The organism is Ectothiorhodospira mobilis (genome assembly GCF_900114895.1).
Lineage (GTDB): Bacteria > Pseudomonadota > Gammaproteobacteria > Ectothiorhodospirales > Ectothiorhodospiraceae > Ectothiorhodospira > Ectothiorhodospira mobilis_A.
On the sequence record NZ_FOUO01000003.1, the window covers coordinates 38,183 to 56,109 of the forward strand.

Genomic DNA, 17,927 nt, shown 5'->3' on the forward strand with positions numbered 1-17,927 from the left:
GCGGTGGTGTCAGGCCTCCCCCAGGCCGGGGTTGCCTGCCACGCCCTTCAGCCGGGGTTGGTTGAGATGGCGGATGGCCACGTTGCGGTGATCCCGCAGGTAGTCGGCGACCACGTCCCAGATGCGTCGGCCGGTGTCCCCCGCCGGCCGTTCCTGGACGCTGGCCCAGCCCGCCACCACATAGTTGCGCTGCGGCTCCAGGGGCTTGCCATTGAGTTCCAGGTCGGTGATGCGCTCGCCCATCTCCCGGGTGGGATCGATGCTGTAGCGCAGGCCGCCCACCCGCACCATGTCCCCACCCTGCTGGTAGAAGGGGTCCTTGTTGAAGAGGTTGTCGGCCACGTCCTCCAGGATCTGATGGATCCTGCGCCCGCTCATCTCGTTGCGGGTGACGGCGGGATAGGTGAGGGCGGTGTGGTCCATGACGTGCTCGAAGGTGATGGGCATCCCCGGCAATACGGTGGTGCCCCAGCGGAAGCCCGGCGAGAAGGCGATCTCGGCGTCCACCTGCTCCATGAGGGCATCGCAGATGAGCTGGTCGAAGGTGCCGTTGAAATTGCCCCGGCGGTAGAGCAGATCCTCGCTTACCGCCAGCTCCTCGCCGAGACGCTCTTCCATGGGGAAGGTCTCGCCCTCGAAGGTGACCTGCTGCTGGCGCATCTCCCGGATGTAGGCGGCCATCTCCCGGTCGGGATCGATGAGTTCGGAGAACACCGGCAGCAGGCGGTATTGGTAGCCGCGGATGGCACCGTCGCGAAAATCCAGGTCCAGCACCCCCAGGAACTTGCCGTTGGAGCCGCCGTTGGTCACCAGGCAGGTGCCGCCGGAGGGGGTCTTCACCGGCAGGGGGGCGGGTACGGCATCGTGGGTGTGGCCCCCGAGGATGGCGTCGATGCCATCCACCCGCCGGGCCAGTTCGATGTCCACATCCATGCCATTATGGGAGAGCAGCACCACCACCTCGGCCCCCTCGTGCCGCGCCTTTCGTACCGTCTCCTGCATCTCCCCGTCGCGGATGCCGAAGGACCACTGCGGGATCAGATGCCGCGGATTGGCGATGGGGGTATAGGGGAAGGACTGGCCGATGACGGCCACCTGGACACCGTTCACCTCGCGGATGACATAGGGACGGAAGATGCGGTCGCCCCAGTCCGCGTCGGTCACGTTCTGTGCGACGAAATCGATGCGACCGGCGTAGTCGTTCTCCACCACCTCCTGCACCCGGTCGGCCCCGAAGGTGTATTCCCAGTGTCCGGTCATCACGTCCACCCCCAGGCGCAACTGGGCGTCCACCATGTCCTGGCCCCGGGTCCACAGGCCGGTGGCCGAACCGCCCCCCCAGGTGTCCCCGCCATCCAGCAGCAGGGCGCCGGGGCGTTGCTCGCGCATGCGCTTCACCAGGGTGGCCAGATGGGCGAAGCCCCCCACGCGACCGTAGGTCTCGGCCAGGCGAGTGTAGTCCAGATGGGTGTAGGCGTGGGCGTGCAGGCTGGGATGGTCGATGCCGTAGTGCCTCAACAGATGTTCGCCCACCAGGTGGGGGGGACGGCCGCGCATCCCGCCCACCCCCAGGTTGACGTGGGGTTCCCGAAAATACAGCGGCAGCAGCTGTCCGTGGCAGTCCGTGAAGTGCAGCAGGGAGATATTGCCCCCTGGCGGTACCTCGTAGGGGTCCGTGGGGATGCGCGCGGCCCGGGCCGGGCGGGTCCCCGGGAGGGTGAAACCGGCGGCGCCCGCCGCCGCCAGCACCTGCAGGAATTCTCGGCGGGTGAGATTCATGGGCATTCCTCTGCACGGGGTGGATGTCGTCGGGATGCGCTGGTGCAGGGGAGGGCGGCCGGGGCGCGCCCGCGATGGTGGGCGCCTCCGGGCCGCGTCCCTGCCCCGGCGCTGCCCCTCGGGGATCAGGCGATCTCCACCTGGGTGCTGTCGGATTCCCCCAGGTTGTCCACCCAGGAGAGGCTGAGGAGGTCGCCGGCGGAGGCCCCCTCGAACTCGAATGAGAGGTAGGGATTGCGGGAGATGCCGGGTCCCCAGTGGGCGGTGAGGACGTGGCGGTCTCCCACCCGGGCCTGGACCTTGGTGATGTAGTGGGCCGGGATCTTCTTCCCGTCGCTGCCGGTACGCTGGCCGGTCTCCATGGGATGGCTGATCAGGGTGCGCACCTGGGTGACCCCGTCCTTGAGCTGTGCGCGGACACGAATGCTGGACATGGCAATGCTCCTCGGTGGAATGGGTTGGGGGGTGCCGAATCAGCCGCCGCAGCCGCCGACGGTGACCTTGACCTCCTTGCGGCCGCTGTAGAGCCCATCGCCGTTCTTCACCACGGCGACGACGTCGGAGGTCTCGCCCATCTTGATGCGGGTGGAGATCTTGGGCCGGGTGCCCTCGCCCAGTTCGTAGCGGGAGGTGAGCGGGGTGCTGTTGGCGGCCGCCAGGATGGCGATCTCGGTGACCCCGTCCAGGTCCGATTCCACGGACACCGGGACGACGGCGCCGTTCTCGGCGATGTTGGGTGCCTCCACGCGCACGTGCCCGGCCTCATGGTGGTCCGATCCCAGGGCGGACTTGAGGATCTCGTCCATGGATCCTTCCTGGAAGGCCTCCCGGGCCTCCGCCAGTACGTTGCGGGGGGTGAGCACCCCGGCCCCCACGGCCACACCCACGGTGCCCGCCGCCAGGGTGCCCTTGAGCAGGACGCGACGCTTGCTGTTCATGCCTGTACCTCCGGTTCTGGGTTGAACGGGATCCCTTGCGGATCCCCGCATCGCCGGACCATGAATCCGGTCCGTGCGTTCTTCGGTGAGCGCCTCTTAAACCAAAAATTTCATGCAAGTTCTTTTTGGTTATATAAGAGGATACCCATGATCACACCCCCGGGAGAGGGGGTGCGGCCGATTATTTGACGATGATCAATTTATTATGGATGGAAATTGATATTTATCAATTTCAGATGCAAGCATCACTCGGACCGGATCGAGGCGTCAAGTCTTGTGGGGATCAGGCCCCATCCCCCTCTTGGGCGAGGCGTACCGCCGTCTCCCGCTTTTCGCGGATACGCTGTTCCAGGTGGGTCTCCAGGGCCGGGGCCGACAGGGCGATGTCCAGTTGGCGTACCGCCTCGCGGTACTGCCCGTGGTGAAAGTAGTACTCGGCCATGGCCTCGTGGCTGATGGCGGTATCTCCCATGCGGTCCGCCGCCTCCGCCTTGAGGCGGTACAGGGCGGGGTGCTCCGTGTCTTGTTCCAGGAGGCGGTCCACGGTCTCCAGGGCCAGGGCCGGGCGGTCCGCCGCCAGCAGGGCCCGGGCCTGGATCTGCGTCACGGGGGGGTAGTCGGGGTATAGCTGCTGCAGACGCTCCAGGATCTTGAGGGCGCGTTCCGGGGCCTGCTCCCGGCCGGACAGGAGGGCCTCGGCCCGGGCCAGTTCCAGGTAGAGGGCGATCCCATCCCCGCCTTCCCGGGCGGCGGCATCGATGGCCTCCAGGGCCTCCTGTGACCTGCCCTGTTGCATGAGGGCGATGGCGTGGCCGTAGAGATCGGCGGCCCGGTCTTTGCCTTCGCCTGTTTCCTGCCTTGCCAGCACGTCTTGCGGGTCCTCCAGGGCGCGGACACGGGCCCGCATGAGGCGAAATTCCGGGGAATCGGTAATCCGGTCCCGGGGTTCGTAGGCGTCCGCCCGGTCACGGGTCTCGGCGATGCGGCGGGTGGTCACCGGGTGGGTGCGCAGGTATTCGGGAACGGCATCGCCCCCGCCGCCGGCCTGACGCATCATGCGTTCGAAGAAGTCGGGCATGGCCCCGGGGGCGTAGTCCGCCTCGGCCAGGATACGCACGCCGATGCGGTCGGCCTCCGCCTCCTTGGCGCGGGTGAAGTTCAAGCGGGCCTGGGTGCCGCCGGCCATGCCGCCGACGATGGCCGCCTGCCCCAGTTCCGGGGCATAGGCGCTGGCGATGATCCCCGCCAGGATGGCCAGCCCGGTGGCCAGGTCCGAACGGCTCCCGGCGGCATGGGCCTGGGCGATGTGGCGCTGGGTGACATGGGCGATCTCGTGGGCGATCACCGCCGCCAGTTCGGCCTCGTTGCGGGTGATGCGCATCAGGCCGGTGTTGATCCCCACCACTCCGCCGGGCATGGCGAAGGCGTTGACGGCCTCGTTCTCCACCACGAGGAACCGGTAGTGGCTGTGCCCGCCATCGGGCACATGGGCCACCAGGCGCTGCCCCAGGGAGCGCACGTAGTTCACCAGCAAGGGGTCCTGGCTCAGGGGGAGACTGCGGCGCACCTCGCGCAGTAGCCGCTGACCCAGGGCCTGCTCCTGGGCGGGGGAGAGCATGGACGAAGCCGGGTCCCCCAGATCCGGCAGTGCGGCGCCGGCGGGGGGAGGCAGGGCACTCAGCAGCGCCGCCCACAGAAGCAGCGGCGCCAGCCACAGGCCGCCCCATCCGGGGCGGGACCTGGCGTGATGCCGGAGGTGGTCTATTTGCCCCGGCCGGGGGCGGAGGCGTAGGTGGCCATGGAGGTGCGGTCTTCCCATAGTTTTGCCTGGAGCATGGCTTGCGGAAGCATGAAACGGTCCTGTTCGGGCACCGGGTAGGTGCGCACGATGCGGATCACGTCCTCGTAGGGGATCTTGACCAGCAGGCCCGAGTCGGGACCGTCCAGGCGGCGGGCGATCGTGGCCGCATCGAACAGCTGATGGACGTACAACTGGGCCGGCTGCAGTCGTCCCTCGGGGCCGCGCAGGGTGACGGCGTACCGGGTGTCGGTGGCGAAATCGGCTTTTTCCATGGGGACACTCCTTGGCTGGGTTTCAGCGGGTTCACCCGGACCATCCGACGATACCACGGCTCTGACCGCGGTAGCGGGGCATGGTTCGGCATGGGGTCGGTTCCTGCCGCCGGGGCAGTGCCGTCGGCGGTCTTGGAAGACCAGAAGAATATGGTTATATTTTTTCGCAGTATATGCTAATAATGGAAACCACGGTATATTTGCGTTGCGTCAAAACCCCGGGTCGCCGGTACGCCTAGGCTGGTCTTCACGGGAATGAAACCGGGTGCGGCCCACCGAGCCCGGGGCCTTTCCGCCCCAGGACCGGCGGGATCCCGCCGCACAAGCCACACACACCGGCGCCACCGGTGCCGCAAGAGAACAAGAGAAGGAGAGAGACCCATGGCCGAATTCGATCAGGAGCTGGATGCCTCCGGCCTCAACTGCCCGCTGCCCATCCTGCGGGCGAAGAAGACCCTGGCCTCCATGTCCAGCGGCCAGGTGCTGCACATCATCGCCACCGATCCCGGTTCGGTGAAGGACTTCGAGGCCTTCGCCAAGCAGACCGGTAACGAACTGCTGGACCATAAGGAGGAGGGGGGCAAGTTCCTCTTCCGCATGCGCAAGGCATGAAGCCTGGCCAACGGCCGCCGCAAGGCGGCCTATCCATCCCAGCATCACGGAGGCAGCCGTGTCGGACGACAAGAAACTCGCCATCATCGCCACCAAAGGGACCCTGGACTGGGCCTATCCACCGTTCATCCTGGCCTCCACGGCGGCGGCCCTGGGATATGAATCGCAGATCTTCTTCACCTTCTATGGTCTGCAGCTGCTCAAGAAGAAGCCGGATCTCAAGGTGACCTCCCTGGGCAACCCGGGCATGCCCATGCCGGTGCCCATGCCGGTCCTGGCCCAGGCCCTGCCGGGGATGCAGGGGATGATGACCGCCATGATGAAACAGAAGATGAAGTCCAAGGGGGTGGCCAGCATCGAGGATCTGCGCAGCCTGTGTCTGGAGGCGGAGGTGAAGATGGTGGCCTGCCAGATGACCGTGGACCTGTTCGATATGTCCCGGGAGGATTTCATCGACGGGGTGTCCTACGGCGGGGCGGCCACGTTCTTCGAGTTCGCCGGCGAGTCGGATATCTGCCTGTTCATCTAGGTGAACCGGTTCTCGATTCCCGCAGATAAAAGGGGCTCGGGATCCTGCCGGGGCCGTCTTGCGGTGGGCGGCGGCTAGACTCCGTAGACGGCAGAAGTTGAGTTTTATGCTCGGGTGTAAGGAGACGGCGCCCGGCGCGACCATACGAGGTGTCACATGGCGACTCATGCGGAAATGCAACAGATCTACGACGACATTCGCGGGGATTTCCGCTATCACCACGAACTGAACGGCTGTCTCAATTGCGGCATCTGCACCGCCACCTGTCCCTCCGCCCAGTTCTATGACTACAGCCCCCGGGAGATCGTGCAATTGCTCTGGACGGGGAACGTGGAGCAGATCTACGACGCCATGCAGGAGAAGATCTGGGCCTGCGCCCAGTGCATGACCTGCGCGGCCCGCTGTCCCTTCCAGAATTCCCCGGGGGGGCTGGTGGCCATCATGCGGGAGGTGGCCATCCAGCACGAGATGCAATCGGCCAAGGATGTGCTGCGGCCCTTCGGCCGGGTGATGCTCAAGCTCATCACCACGGGCAACCAGCTCTCCCCGGACATGATCCAGCCGGATCACTTCCCCGACTGGGGCCCCAATATCCAGAAGGTGGAGGGGGATCTGCGCACCCTGCGCAAGGCCATCCCCATGAAGACCCTGCAAACCACGGATACGGCCTGGGAGGTCTCCCTGAAGACCTCGGTGGAGATGTACACCATCTGGGAGATGACCGGGGTCCTCAAGTCCCTGGAGCTGATGGATGAGAACCTGTTCGACGTGATCGAGGACTTCATCGACGAGAAAAGGGAGGAGTACGACGAGTGGCTGGAAGAACAGGAAGAAGAATAGGCCACACCCACCACCTCATGCGAGCGTAGAGGAGAGGCACCCATGAAACCCACCGATCAGAACCACGGGGATGCCGGCATCGATCCCCGGCAGCCGGATTCCGGCGCCCAGGGCCCCGGGGCCGCCCACGGCAGCCGCCAGGGCGTGGCCGGCCACGGCGCGGCGTTCCGCGAGAGCGGGCTCTCCCGGGAGGAGGCGCGGGCCGCCACCGACTGGGTGCGCAAGCGGGTGGACCGGCGCACCGCCGACCTGGGCGAGCGCATGGAGGACGTGCGCGATCACATGTACGAGCTGGAGAAGGAGGGCAAGATCCTGATCCACCGCATCCGGGACGACCACGAGCCCGTGACGGTGAAGACCCTCTTTGGCTGGGACAAGAAGATCCCCACCCGGCAGCTCTGGCATCACAAGTCCTGCGGCCAGTGCGGCAACATCCCCGGGTATCCCACCTCCCTGCTTTGGTTCATGAACCAGTTCGGCTACGAGCCGGGGCGGGACTACCTGGACGAGACCGACCAGACCTCCTGCACCGCCTGGAACTACCACGGCTCGGGCATCGGCAACGTGGAGTCCCTGGCGGCGGTGTTCCTGCGCAACTTCCACCAGGCCTACGTCTCCGGCCAGCGGCATGGCCACGACGCCGGTCACTTCTATCCCCTGGTGCACTGCGGCACCTCCTTTGGCAACTACAAGGAGATCCGCAAGTACCTGATCGAATCGCCCCAGCTGCGGGAGAAGGTCACCAAGATCCTGGACAAGCTGGGCCGCCTGGTGGACGGCAAGATCGTCCTCCCCGAGGAGGTGGTGCACTACTCCGAGTGGGTGCACGTGATGCGCCAGCGCATCGCCTCGGAGCTGCAGAAGATCGATGTCTCCCACATCCGCACCACCGCCCACGTGGCCTGCCACTACTACAAGATGATCCACGAGGATGCCATCTACGACGGCGACATCCTCGGCGGCAACCGCACCGCCATCATCACCTCCCTGGCCCAGGCCCTGGGGGCCCAGGTGATCGACTATTCCACCTGGTACGACTGCTGCGGCTTCGGCTTCCGCCACATCATCTCGGAGCGGGAGTTCACCCGCTCATTCACCATGAACCGCAAGATCCGCGTGGCCCGGGAGGAGGCCAACGCCGACGTCATGCTGGCCAACGACACCGGCTGTGTCACCACCATGGACAAGAACCAGTGGATCGGCAAGGCGCATCAGCAGGACTTCCAGGTGCCCATCATGGCGGAGGTGCAGTTCGCCGCCCTGGCCTGCGGTGCCGATCCCTTCAAGATCGTCCAGCTGCAGTGGCATGCCTCCCCCTGCGAGGAACTGGTGGAGAAGATGGGGATCTCCTGGTCCCAGGCGAAAAAGAACTTCCAGGCCTACCTCAAGGAGGTCGAGCAGGGAAACATCGAATATCTCTACAAACCCGAACTGGCTTACGGGGGGTAAGGCATCATGCAGGACACAGTACTGATCGTCGGATCGGGGCCGGCGGGGCTGTCGGCCGCCGCCCAGGTGACGGGCGCGGGCCGCAGGGCCGTGCTGGTGGAGAAGGAGGACACCCTGGGGGGCGCCCCCATCCTCTCCGGCTACGCCAAGCTGGTCCCCTCCGGCGAATGGGCCCGGGACGCCATCGGCCGCATGGTGCGGCGGGTGGAGGAGGAGGAGAAGATCACCGTGCACAAGGGCACCCGGGTCACGCGCCTGGACGGGGAGGCTGGTGACTTCACCGCCGAACTGGATAACGGCCAGAAGGTGAAGGCCGGTGCCGTGGTCCTGGCCACGGGGTTCACCCACTTCGATCCGGTGAACAAGCCCGAATGGGGGTTTGGCACCTTCCCGGACGTGATCACCACCACCCAGATGGAACAGATGGTGGCCAACGGCAAGATCGCCTGCCCCTCCGACGGCCGCACCCCCGAGCGGGTGGCCATCCTCCTGTGCGTCGGTTCCCGGGACCGGCAGATCGGGCGGGAGTGGTGCTCCAAGATCTGCTGCACCGTCTCCACCAACCTGGCCATGGAGATCAAGGAGCTCTCCCCCGAGACGGAGGTGTTCATCTACTACATGGACATCCGCACCTTCGGCCTCTACGAGGACCGCTTCTACTGGACCTCCCAGGAGGAATTCCAGACCAAGTTCGTCAAGGCCCGCATCGCCGAGGTGACCGCCTCCGGGGACGGCCGCCTGCTGCTGAAGGGGGAGGACACCCTGGTGAAGCGGCCCATCGTCATCCCCTTCGACATCGTCGTGCACGCCGTGGGCATGGATCCCAACCAGGACAATCCGGAGATCGCCCGGGTCTTTGGCGTGGACCTGGAGAAACATGGCTACCTGCAGCGCGCGGAGCATTACACCAATCCCTGCGGCACCAGCCGCCCCGGGATCTACGCCTGCGGTGCCGCCTACGGGCCCGAGACCATCGACGATTCCATCTCCCAGGGGGCGGCCGCCGGTTGCCGCGCTGCGGCGGACGTGCAGCCCCATGGGCGCAAGGCGGGTTGAGATGGCCATGGAACGGGGCATCGAACCGGCCCGCCTGGCGATCCGTCTGGAACCGCGCATCGCCGCCCACAAGCTCGACGGCCTGCTGGAGGACATGAAGGACCGGGGCGGGGTGGAGACCTATCTGGAGGCCCTGCGGGGCAAGCAGCGGGTCTTCCTCGCCGCCCTGCCTGAGGCCGCGCCGCCGGCCCACCTGGACGCCGGGGTGGTCACGGTCCTGCTGGATTGCGTCTTCCCCGCGCGGCGGCGCCTGGCCGAGGGGGTGTCCCGGGATCCCGGGACCGCCTCCCGGGCCCTGCTGGAGCTGGTCTACGCAAAGGCCCCGCTCATGGACCGCATGCAGGCCTTCTGCGACGCCTTCCCGGCGGCGGACCGCAAGCTGCGCCGTTGCGCCTGGGACTGGGCGGCGGAGGTGCTGCACTTTCGCCGGCCCGAGGCCGTGCCGCTGATGACCCGCTGGGTGTGGGATACGGGCACCATGAGCGGCGCGGTGCGCCAGTTCGTGGCCGGCAGCGAGGATCTGGACCATCTCCCCCTGGGGGCCACCCCGGAGGATCTGGAGGCGGTACGGGCCTGGTTCGTGGAGCACCTGACCGCCAGCGGGTTCTACCGCGACCTGCCCCTGATCACGGATCTGATCCTGGCCCGGGGGTATGCGGACTATGTGCGTTCCGTCTCCGGCGGACTGGGGATCCTGCAGGGGGACTTCGGCGCCCGGCAGGATCCCATGGAGCTGGTGGTGAAACTACTGGGGATCGACCAGCGGCGGGGCGAACGCCACGCCGCCGCGTCGAGGACATGGCACTAGGCCCGGACCGCTGGCCTTGAGTTTCGGAGAAGAGCATGGCGATTCACGAGAAATCCCTCATCGAACCCGAGCGTCTGCTCCATCACGACAAGCTGGTGGTGGACGGTGTGGACGTCTCCGGGCACTGGAACACGATGATCACGCCACGGACCCTCACCACCTATGATGAGGACTTCGAGGCCCGTATCCGCAGCATCCCCGGCGGGGAGAACGTGCACCGCTGCTGGCAATGCGGTTCGTGCACCAATTCCTGCACCATGTACGCCCAGAACGTGCAGTTCAATCCGCGCTACTGGATCTACGCGGTGCGCCTGGGCCTCAAGGACGAGATCATCAAGGACAAGGACATCATCTGGCAGTGCGTCTCCTGCAACAAGTGCACCCACATCTGTCCCCGGGACGTGCGCCCCGAGGGGGTGATGAAGGCGCTGGCCCACTGGCTGGAGGCGGAAGGGTACACCCAGAAGAGCCCCTCCACGATCTTCGACGAGGCCTTTGCCGACCAGGTCATGGACACCGGCCGCATGGAGGATGCCCACTTGATCGTGACCTTCTTCCGCCGCACGGGGCAGTCCCTCTTCCAGGGCTGGCTGCGGGTCTTTGGCGGCCGCCTCATGCGTCACATGCCCGTGGGCATGGGGCTGCGCATGGGTGGCCATCTCCTGCATGCCCCCCGCACCCGCTCCTGGGGCAAGACGCGAAAGGTCCTCAAGGAGTACATCCAGGAACAGAAGGAGGCCGCCCATGGCTAAGGTTGCATACTATCCCGGCTGTGCGCTGGAGGGCTCCGGTGGCCCCTACCACAAGTCCACCCGAGTCCTGGTACAGTCCCTGGGGTTGGAGATGGAGGAGATGCCCGACTACAACTGCTGCGGGGCCATGGAGGTGAAGAACGTCCATCCCATGCTGCAGACCTATCTGTCCTCGCGCAATCTAGCCATCGTCGCCGAGCGCATGGGCATGGACACCGTCATGGCCCCCTGCAACGGCTGCTATCACAACCTCAAGAAGGCGGAGTACGAGACCGCCACCTCGGGGGAGACGATGCAGACCGTGCAGGACATGGCACGCAAGGCCGAGGACCCGGTCTATGCCGGGGACGTGCGCACCCTGCACCTGCTGGAGTGGCTCATGGAAGAGCTGGGGCCCGACGGCCTGCGCCGCAAGCTCAAGAAGGGCCTCAACGGCCTGCGCATCGCCAACTACTATGGCTGCATGTATACCCGGCCGCGGCAGATCTTCCCGGAGAAGGACCGGGGGCCCGGGTCCGAGTCCACCTACCGGCCCCACTTCATGGACGACCTGCTGGCCGCCGCCGGCGCGGTGAACGTGGACTTCCCCCTGAAGACCGCCTGCTGCGGCGGTGCCCATACCCTCTCGGACGCCGACACCTCCACCCAACTGGTGCTCAACCTGCTGCAGGCGGCGGAGGCGGCGGGGGCCGATGTCATCGCCACGGAATGCCCCACCTGCCACTCCGGCCTGGAGATGCACCAGGTACGGGCCGAGACGGAGTTCGGCATCACCACCAACGTGAAGATCCTCTACTTCACGCAGCTGCTGGGGCTGGCCATGGGGCTGTCCCCCCGCAAGCTGGGGATCCATGAGAACGTCAGCGATTCCCTCGACCTGCTGCGGGCGAAGGGGGTGATCTGAGGACCACGGCGTGCCCGGGGGGACCCCGGGCGGCCCGGCGGGAAGCGCATAGATGGACTGTAACGGCTGCGACTTCAGACCGGACCGGTACTACGACGACGAATACCAGATCTGGCTTCGCCGTGAACCGGACGACACCCTCACGGTGGGCATGACGGACCTGTCCCAGGCCATCGCCGGGCACATCCTGCACGTGCGCGTGCGCCGGCCGGGGACCCGCCGGCCGCCGGGCAAACCGGTGGCCACCATCGAGAGCGGGAAATGGGCCGGCCCCGTGCCCAATTTCATCGACTGCACCATCGTCGAGGCCAATGAACGCATCATGGAGCAACCGGAGCTGCTCAATGCCGATCCCTACGGGGCCTGGATCGCCCGGGTGGAGACCCCGGGCGGGGCCGGCGCCGTGCTGGGGCGCTTTATCACCGGCGAGGCCGCCCGGGAGGGCTACTGCGCACGGGCGCGCCGGGATGAGATCCACTGCAAGCAGGCAACCTGAGGACCCATCGTGTCCAGCCATGACATGGAACAAGACGACGCCGAACAGACCGTCCTGCTGGTGATGACCAGCGGACCCGATACCCCCGCCCGCTGCGGCACCCCCTTCTACCTGGGGTCGGTGCTGGCGGCCATGGACGCCCGCGTGCACATCTTCTTCACCATGGCGGGGGTGCAGCTCATGCGCCGGGGCGTGGCCGAGGAACTGCGCGCCATGGAAGGGGGCAAGCGCGTCATCGAGTTCATCCGCGACGCCAAGCGGGCGGGGGTGATCCTGCATGTCTGCGATCCCGCCCTGCCGGGGTACGGCATCGACCCGCAAACGGACCTCATCGAGGAGGTGGACCACGTGGGGCGGGCCAGCGATCTGGGGGACCTGCTGCTGCAGGCGGACAAGGTGCTGTCCTTCTGAGCCAAGCCCCGGGGACGGCTGTGTTTGATCCAGATCAGGACCGTGCCCCCGCCACAACCCGGATACTCGGGATGCCTTTAGTCATATCTTCATAAGAAACTGGGAGGAAAAAGCATGGGAGCCGTCAAGGGCTGCGAACTGCCGGAGGATCTGCTCTACAGCGTCGAGAACAACGTCTGGGTGCGCCGGGAATCCGACGGCACCGCCACCGTGGGGCTCACCGCCTATGCCGCCACCCTGGCGGGCCAGGTGGTGTCCTACACCCCGAAGAAGGTGGGCAAGGACGTGAAGAAGGACAAGTCCTGCGCCACCGTGGAGTCGGGCAAGTGGGTGGGGCCGGCCAAGACCCCCGTGGGCGGTGAGGTCACGGCGGTGAACGAGGCCGTCTCCGCCAATCCCGGCCTGATCAACCAGGACCCCTACGGCGAGGGCTGGCTGGTGAAGATCCAGCCCGCCGACTGGGACGGGGATACCGCCGGCCTCAAGACCGGCAGCGAGGCCCTGCAGGCCTTCCAGGAGAAGATGGACGCCGACGGCTTCGAGGGCTGCTGAAGCCCGCCGGAGTGGCCCCTCCCCGCAGGAGGGGCCCGATCCCCCCAGAGCGAAGGATTCCCATGAGCGACTGGCAATCACGTCTGGCCCGGGTGGAGCCCCTGGAGGACATCCCGCTGGATCCGGATCTGGTGCGCACCCTGGAGGCGGCGCACGGGGCCCGGTTCGACGGCGAGGCCACCCCGGTGGATCTCTACACCCCCACCTTCAAGACCTATCAGACCTCCGAGATCCGCAGCTGCGGCAAGAACGCCTGGCCCGCGGTCTCGGTCACCGGGTCCCACTGCAAACTGCAGTGCGACCACTGCAAGGGCCAACTGCTGGAGCCCATGATCCCGGCCACCACCCCCGGGGAGCTGTGGCAGGTGGTGCAGGGCATCGTGGCGGACGGCGGCCGGGGCATGCTCCTCACCGGGGGCTCCAACCACCGCAACGAGGTGGAATACGGCCCCTTCTACGACACCATCCGGCGCATCAAGGACCACTTCCCGGGCTTTCGCATCGCCCTGCACACCGCCCTGGTGGACGACGATACCGCCCGCTGCATGGAACAGGCGGGGGTGGACACCGCCATGATGGACGTCATCGGCGCCCAGGAGACCATCACCCGGGTCTATCACCTGCGCCGCTCGGTGGAGGACTTCGAGGCCACCCTGGAGGCCCTGGTGAAGACCCGCATGAAGGTGGTACCCCACATCGTCATGGGGCTGCACTACGGGCGCTTTTTGGGGGAGTGGGAGGCCCTGCGCATGATCCGCCGCCACCCGCCGGATGCCGTGGTGCTGGTGGTGGTGATGCCCTTCTACGCCCCCGAGCGCAAACCCTTCGCCACCCCCGGGGCCGGGGAGGTGGGCCGCTACTTCCTGGAGGCGCGGCGCACCCTGAAGGACACCCGGCTGCTGCTGGGCTGCGCCCGCCCGGCCGGGGAGGTCAAGGGGGCCATGGACGCCTATGCCGTCATGGCGGGCCTGGACGGGATCGCCCACCCGGCGGACGGGATCGTGGAGCTGGCCACCCGCCTGGGACGCCGTGCGCGGGTGATCCCCGCCTGCTGTTCCATGACCCTGGGGGAGGCGGGGACGGCCAACGGCACCGAGGCGGGGCTGGAGATCGATCTGGAGGCGGTGATCGCCGATGAACGGGCCCGCCGCCGGGGGGTCGGGGTGGCCCCCGGCGGCATCCCGGTGGTGGCCGCGGGGGGATGAGCCATGCGCGATGAACGCACGTTGCGGGTACTGGATACCGGCCTGCGCCGGGCGGCCGAGAACCTGGCCCTGAACCGGGCCCTGCTGGAGTGCCACCAGGAGGGCCGGTCGCCCCATACCCTGCGCTTCCTGCGCTTCCAGCCCTCGGCCCTGGTGGGCTTCCATCAGAACGTGGATCAGGAACTGCTGCCCGGGGTCTGCCGGGCGGAGGGGATCGACATCCAGCGGCGCATCACCGGGGGCGGGGCCATCTACTTCGATCCCACCCAGATCGGCTGGGAGTTGTACCTGGACCGGCGCTTTCTGGGCACCGCCGACATGGAGGCCATCGCCGGGCGCATCTGCCGGGCCGCCGCCGAGGGCATCCGCCGCCTGGGGGTGGACGCGCGCTACCGGCCGCGCAACGACATCGAGGTGGACGGGCGCAAGATCTCCGGCACCGGCGGGGCCTTCGATGGCGACTCCATCCTGTATCAGGGGACACTGCTGCTGGACTTCGACGTGGAACGCATGCTGCGGGTGCTGCGCATCCCGGCGGAGAAGCTCTCGGACAAGGCCATCGCCTCGGCGCGGGAGCGGGTGGCCAACCTCAAGGATCTATTGGGGGCGCTCCCGCCGCTGCACCAGGTGCACGATGCCCTGGCCGGGGCCTTCGCCGAGGCCTTTGGCGTGGATCCGGTGCCGGGGGAACTGAACACCGCCGAACAGGATCGCTTCCGCGAGGCCCTGGCGGAGATGGATACCCCCGAATGGATCTATCAGCGCAACCGACCGGTCTCCGATGCCCCCCTGCTGGAGGGGGTGCACCGTTGCCCGGGCGGGTTCATGCGCGCCGGGCTGATCCTGGACCGGGACCGGGGGCACATCGCCCAGGCCTGGATCACCGGGGATTTCTTCACCCATCCCCGGCGCATGGTGGCGGATCTGGAGGCGGCCCTGCGCGGCATCCCGGTGGCCCAGCTGGAACCGGCGGTGCATGCCTTCTTCGATGGCTATCGTGTGGAGATGCTGCACCTGACCCGGGAGGACTTCCTGCAGGTGCTGCGGCAGGCCCTGGCATCGGCCGGGACGGGGCAGGATGCCCATGCCGTCGGTTGACGTGCTGGTGGTGGGGCTGGGGCCCGCCGGGGCCCGGGCCGCGGCTGCCGCCGCCGCCCGGGGGGCGCAGGTGCTGGCGGTGGAGCGCCGCCACCGCATCGGGGTCCCGGTGCAGTGCGCCGAATTCGTCCCCCTGCCCATGGGGCGCTACGCCCGGGAGACCGGGGCCTGGGTACAGGCCATCGAGCACATGACCACCGTGCTGCCCTCCGGGGCCACCCGGGTCTCCGATTTCCCGGGCATGATCATCGACCGGGCGGCCTTCGACCAGGGGCTGGCGGCACAGGCGCGGCAACGGGGGGCCATCCTCTGGACCCGAAGTGCATTGCTGGACCTGGATCCCCGGGCGGGCAGGGCCCGCATACAACGGTCCGGGGAGATCCAGAGCGTCGCCTTCGGGGCCCTGGTGGCCGCCGACGGCCCCGCATCCACCGTGGCCGCCCGGCTGGGCCTGCCGCCGCTGCCCTGCGTGCACACCCGCCAGTACACCGTACCCCTGATCCAGGGCCGCACGGACACCCTGGTGCGGCTCTCGCCGGCCTTTCCCGGGGGCTACGGCTGGCTCTTCCCCCGGGGCGGGCAGGCCCATCTGGGGCTGGGCATGGACAAGTCCCGGGCCCGGGACCTGAAGGCCCCCCTGGAGGCCTGGCACCGGCAACTGGTGAATGAGGGCCTGGTGGAGGCGCGCATCCTGGCACGCACCGGCGGCGCCATCCCCGTGGGGGGGCTGCGGGATCCCCTGTGCCACGAGCGGGTGCTGTTTGCCGGGGACGCCGCGGGCCTCACCCATCCCATCACCGGCGGCGGCATCGCCCCGGCAGTGCTCTCCGGCGAGGCGGCCGGGACGGCGGCGGCGGATCGGGCCGGCGGTGATCCCGCCGCAGCCGAGGCCTATGCCGAGGACCTGCAGGACACCTACGGCCCCGGGCTGGTGCGGGCCGTGGCCCGCCGCCGGGAACTGGGGCGCATCTGGGGGACCCCCCGGGCCGGCGAGGACGCCCCGCACCGGCGGGGCTGGATCGCCTTCGACGAGTATTTCACCGCCACCGCCTGAGGGCGGAGGCAAGCCATCCCCCATCAACCAAGGCCATGCGGGCCGGACCCGCATCCAGGAGGTACGAGCCGATGAGCGTACAGACCCAGGCCGGGGCGCCGGTGCATTTCTACCGGCCCGACCCCTATGTGAAGACACCGGAGATGCGCTCCCCGGAATACGTGCAGATGTCCACTGCGGCGGCCATCACCCTGGGGCTGGTGCCCGGGCGCATGCACCGTACCGGCTGTACCCACTGCCTCAACCTGCTGGTGACCTATCCCGAGGGCTGCCGCGCCAACTGCAGCTATTGCGGTCTGGCACGCCACCGCGAGGAGGACCGGGCCTATGCCGACCGGAACTTCATCCGGGTGGACTGGCCCACGGCCCGCTACGAGGATGTGATCCAGCGGGTGCGGGAGGGGGCCGACGGGGGGCGCTTCCAGCGCATGTGCATCTCCATGATCACCCACCCCCGCTCCGATGAGGACACCCTGAACCTGCTGCGGCGCTGGGTGGAGGCCCTGCCCCATATCCCCGTCTCCATCCTGTCCAACCCCACCTCCATGCAGCGGGAGGACCTGGAGCGGCTGCATGATGCCGGCGCGCAGATCTTCACCGTGGCCCTGGACGCCGCCACCCCGGAGGTCTTCGCGCGCACCCGCGGCGCTCCGGTGGGCGGCCCCCACCGCTGGGACCGGTACTGGCGCACCCTGGAATGGGCGGCGGAGATCTTCGGGCCCGAACGCTTCGGTGTGCACCTGATCTGCGGCATGGGGGAGACGGAGGAGGAGATGCTTCGGCTCTGTCAACGGGTGCGGGACCTGGGCGGCCACAATCACCTGTTCGCCTTCTTCCCCGAGCGGGGGTCGATGATGGAGGACCGCCCCCCGGTGCCCCATGCCCACTGGCGGCGGGTGCAGTTGGGCCGTTACCTCATTGATTACATGGGCGGACGCGTGGAGGCGATGCGCTTCAACGGGGCCGGTGAGGTGGTGGACTTCGGCCTGGATGCAAAGACCGTGGAGGGGCTCATCGATGCGGGCACGCCGTTTCGCACCTCCGGCTGCCCGGGCAGCGGCGAGGCGACCGTCTCCGCCTGCAACCGGCCCTACGGGGATTCCAGCCCGACGGACATCATGTCCTTTCCCTTCCCCCTGGAGGGACGGGACGTGGCGGTGGTGCGCCGGCAGATGGCCGGGGAGCGGGTGGGCACCTTCGACCCCGAGACCGAGGACTGAGACCGCTTCCCCCCTGGCGCGGGCATCCCATCCCCGGGGTGCCCCCGGTCCGCGCCGGTCTATCCCGGGTCGCCGGGCGGGGCAAAGGGCCTGGTGGGCCATCCCGGTAGTGAAATTCACGCCGCCTCATATTATCATCGAACCTTTTCCC

The 17,927-nt window shown here is 67.8% G+C and carries 20 protein-coding genes; 15 read left to right on the forward strand and 5 right to left on the reverse strand.

Going from position 1 to position 17,927, the window contains the following annotated elements:
* Positions 1-9: 9 nt before the first annotated feature.
* The 5 genes from soxB to BM214_RS03055 form a co-directional block, all read right to left on the reverse strand.
* Positions 10-1,779, reverse strand: a complete 1,770-nt coding sequence (soxB, locus tag BM214_RS03035) for a thiosulfohydrolase SoxB (protein ID WP_090483743.1) — start codon at positions 1,777-1,779, stop codon at positions 10-12.
* 125 nt (positions 1,780-1,904) lie between these two features.
* Positions 1,905-2,213 carry a thiosulfate oxidation carrier complex protein SoxZ gene (gene soxZ / locus BM214_RS03040; RefSeq protein ID WP_090483744.1) on the reverse strand — a complete coding sequence of 103 codons (309 nt, stop codon included), beginning with the start codon at positions 2,211-2,213 and terminating at the stop codon, positions 1,905-1,907.
* Positions 2,214-2,252: 39 nt separating this feature from the next.
* On the reverse strand, positions 2,253-2,717 hold the full coding sequence (gene soxY, locus BM214_RS03045) for a thiosulfate oxidation carrier protein SoxY (protein WP_090483745.1): 465 nt from the start codon (positions 2,715-2,717) through the stop codon (positions 2,253-2,255).
* Positions 2,718-3,000: 283 nt separating this feature from the next.
* On the reverse strand, positions 3,001-4,335 hold the full coding sequence (locus BM214_RS03050) for a M48 family metalloprotease (RefSeq protein WP_090483746.1): 1,335 nt from the start codon (positions 4,333-4,335) through the stop codon (positions 3,001-3,003).
* 143 nt (positions 4,336-4,478) lie between these two features.
* On the reverse strand, positions 4,479-4,790 hold the full coding sequence (locus BM214_RS03055) for a hypothetical protein (RefSeq protein WP_090483747.1): 312 nt from the start codon (positions 4,788-4,790) through the stop codon (positions 4,479-4,481).
* Between the two features lie 381 nt (positions 4,791-5,171).
* Between BM214_RS03055 and BM214_RS03060 the strand changes: the two genes are divergently transcribed.
* The 15 genes from BM214_RS03060 to BM214_RS03130 all read left to right on the forward strand — a co-directional run bounded on the left by BM214_RS03060 (position 5,172) and on the right by BM214_RS03130 (position 17,776).
* A complete protein-coding gene (locus BM214_RS03060) occupies positions 5,172-5,402 on the forward strand; it encodes a sulfurtransferase TusA family protein (RefSeq protein ID WP_090483748.1) in 231 nt (76 codons plus the stop codon).
* Positions 5,403-5,460: 58 nt separating this feature from the next.
* A complete protein-coding gene (gene dsrE2, locus BM214_RS03065; protein WP_090483749.1) occupies positions 5,461-5,931 on the forward strand; it encodes a sulfur carrier protein DsrE2 in 471 nt (156 codons plus the stop codon).
* A 174-nt stretch (positions 5,932-6,105) separates the two neighbouring features.
* On the forward strand, positions 6,106-6,771 hold the full coding sequence (locus tag BM214_RS03070; protein WP_090483750.1) for a 4Fe-4S dicluster domain-containing protein: 666 nt from the start codon (positions 6,106-6,108) through the stop codon (positions 6,769-6,771).
* Positions 6,772-6,813: 42 nt separating this feature from the next.
* A complete protein-coding gene (locus tag BM214_RS03075) occupies positions 6,814-8,220 on the forward strand; it encodes a heterodisulfide reductase-related iron-sulfur binding cluster (RefSeq protein WP_090483751.1) in 1,407 nt (468 codons plus the stop codon).
* Between the two features lie 6 nt (positions 8,221-8,226).
* Positions 8,227-9,276, forward strand: a complete 1,050-nt coding sequence (locus tag BM214_RS03080; protein WP_090483752.1) for a CoB--CoM heterodisulfide reductase iron-sulfur subunit A family protein — start codon at positions 8,227-8,229, stop codon at positions 9,274-9,276.
* Between the two features lies 1 nt (position 9,277).
* Positions 9,278-10,084 (forward strand): hypothetical protein, encoded by an 807-nt coding sequence (locus BM214_RS03085; protein ID WP_090483753.1) that lies wholly within the window; start codon positions 9,278-9,280, stop codon positions 10,082-10,084.
* Positions 10,085-10,119: 35 nt separating this feature from the next.
* Positions 10,120-10,836 carry a 4Fe-4S dicluster domain-containing protein gene (locus BM214_RS03090; RefSeq protein WP_090483754.1) on the forward strand — a complete coding sequence of 239 codons (717 nt, stop codon included), beginning with the start codon at positions 10,120-10,122 and terminating at the stop codon, positions 10,834-10,836.
* Positions 10,829-11,740, forward strand: coding sequence for a CoB--CoM heterodisulfide reductase iron-sulfur subunit B family protein (locus BM214_RS03095; protein WP_090483755.1), 912 nt, complete (start codon positions 10,829-10,831; stop codon positions 11,738-11,740). The genes BM214_RS03090 and BM214_RS03095 overlap by 8 nt, the downstream gene beginning before the upstream one ends.
* A gap of 52 nt (positions 11,741-11,792) precedes the next feature.
* Entirely contained in the window at positions 11,793-12,236 is a 444-nt protein-coding gene (locus BM214_RS03100) for a biotin/lipoyl attachment domain-containing protein (protein ID WP_090483756.1), read from the forward strand.
* 24 nt (positions 12,237-12,260) lie between these two features.
* Complete coding sequence (locus tag BM214_RS03105; protein WP_090483757.1) at positions 12,261-12,647, forward strand: DsrE family protein; 387 nt, start codon at positions 12,261-12,263, stop codon at positions 12,645-12,647.
* A gap of 114 nt (positions 12,648-12,761) precedes the next feature.
* Positions 12,762-13,199, forward strand: coding sequence for a glycine cleavage system protein GcvH (gcvH, locus tag BM214_RS03110; protein ID WP_090483758.1), 438 nt, complete (start codon positions 12,762-12,764; stop codon positions 13,197-13,199).
* Positions 13,200-13,261: 62 nt separating this feature from the next.
* Entirely contained in the window at positions 13,262-14,404 is a 1,143-nt protein-coding gene (locus BM214_RS03115; protein ID WP_090483759.1) for a radical SAM protein, read from the forward strand.
* Positions 14,405-14,407: 3 nt separating this feature from the next.
* A complete protein-coding gene (locus BM214_RS03120; protein ID WP_090483760.1) occupies positions 14,408-15,502 on the forward strand; it encodes a lipoate--protein ligase in 1,095 nt (364 codons plus the stop codon).
* Positions 15,489-16,556, forward strand: coding sequence for a geranylgeranyl reductase family protein (locus BM214_RS03125; RefSeq protein ID WP_425319152.1), 1,068 nt, complete (start codon positions 15,489-15,491; stop codon positions 16,554-16,556). The genes BM214_RS03120 and BM214_RS03125 overlap by 14 nt, the downstream gene beginning before the upstream one ends.
* 71 nt (positions 16,557-16,627) lie before the next feature.
* Positions 16,628-17,776, forward strand: coding sequence for a radical SAM protein (locus BM214_RS03130; protein ID WP_090483762.1), 1,149 nt, complete (start codon positions 16,628-16,630; stop codon positions 17,774-17,776).
* The last annotated feature ends 151 nt before the right edge of the window (positions 17,777-17,927 follow it).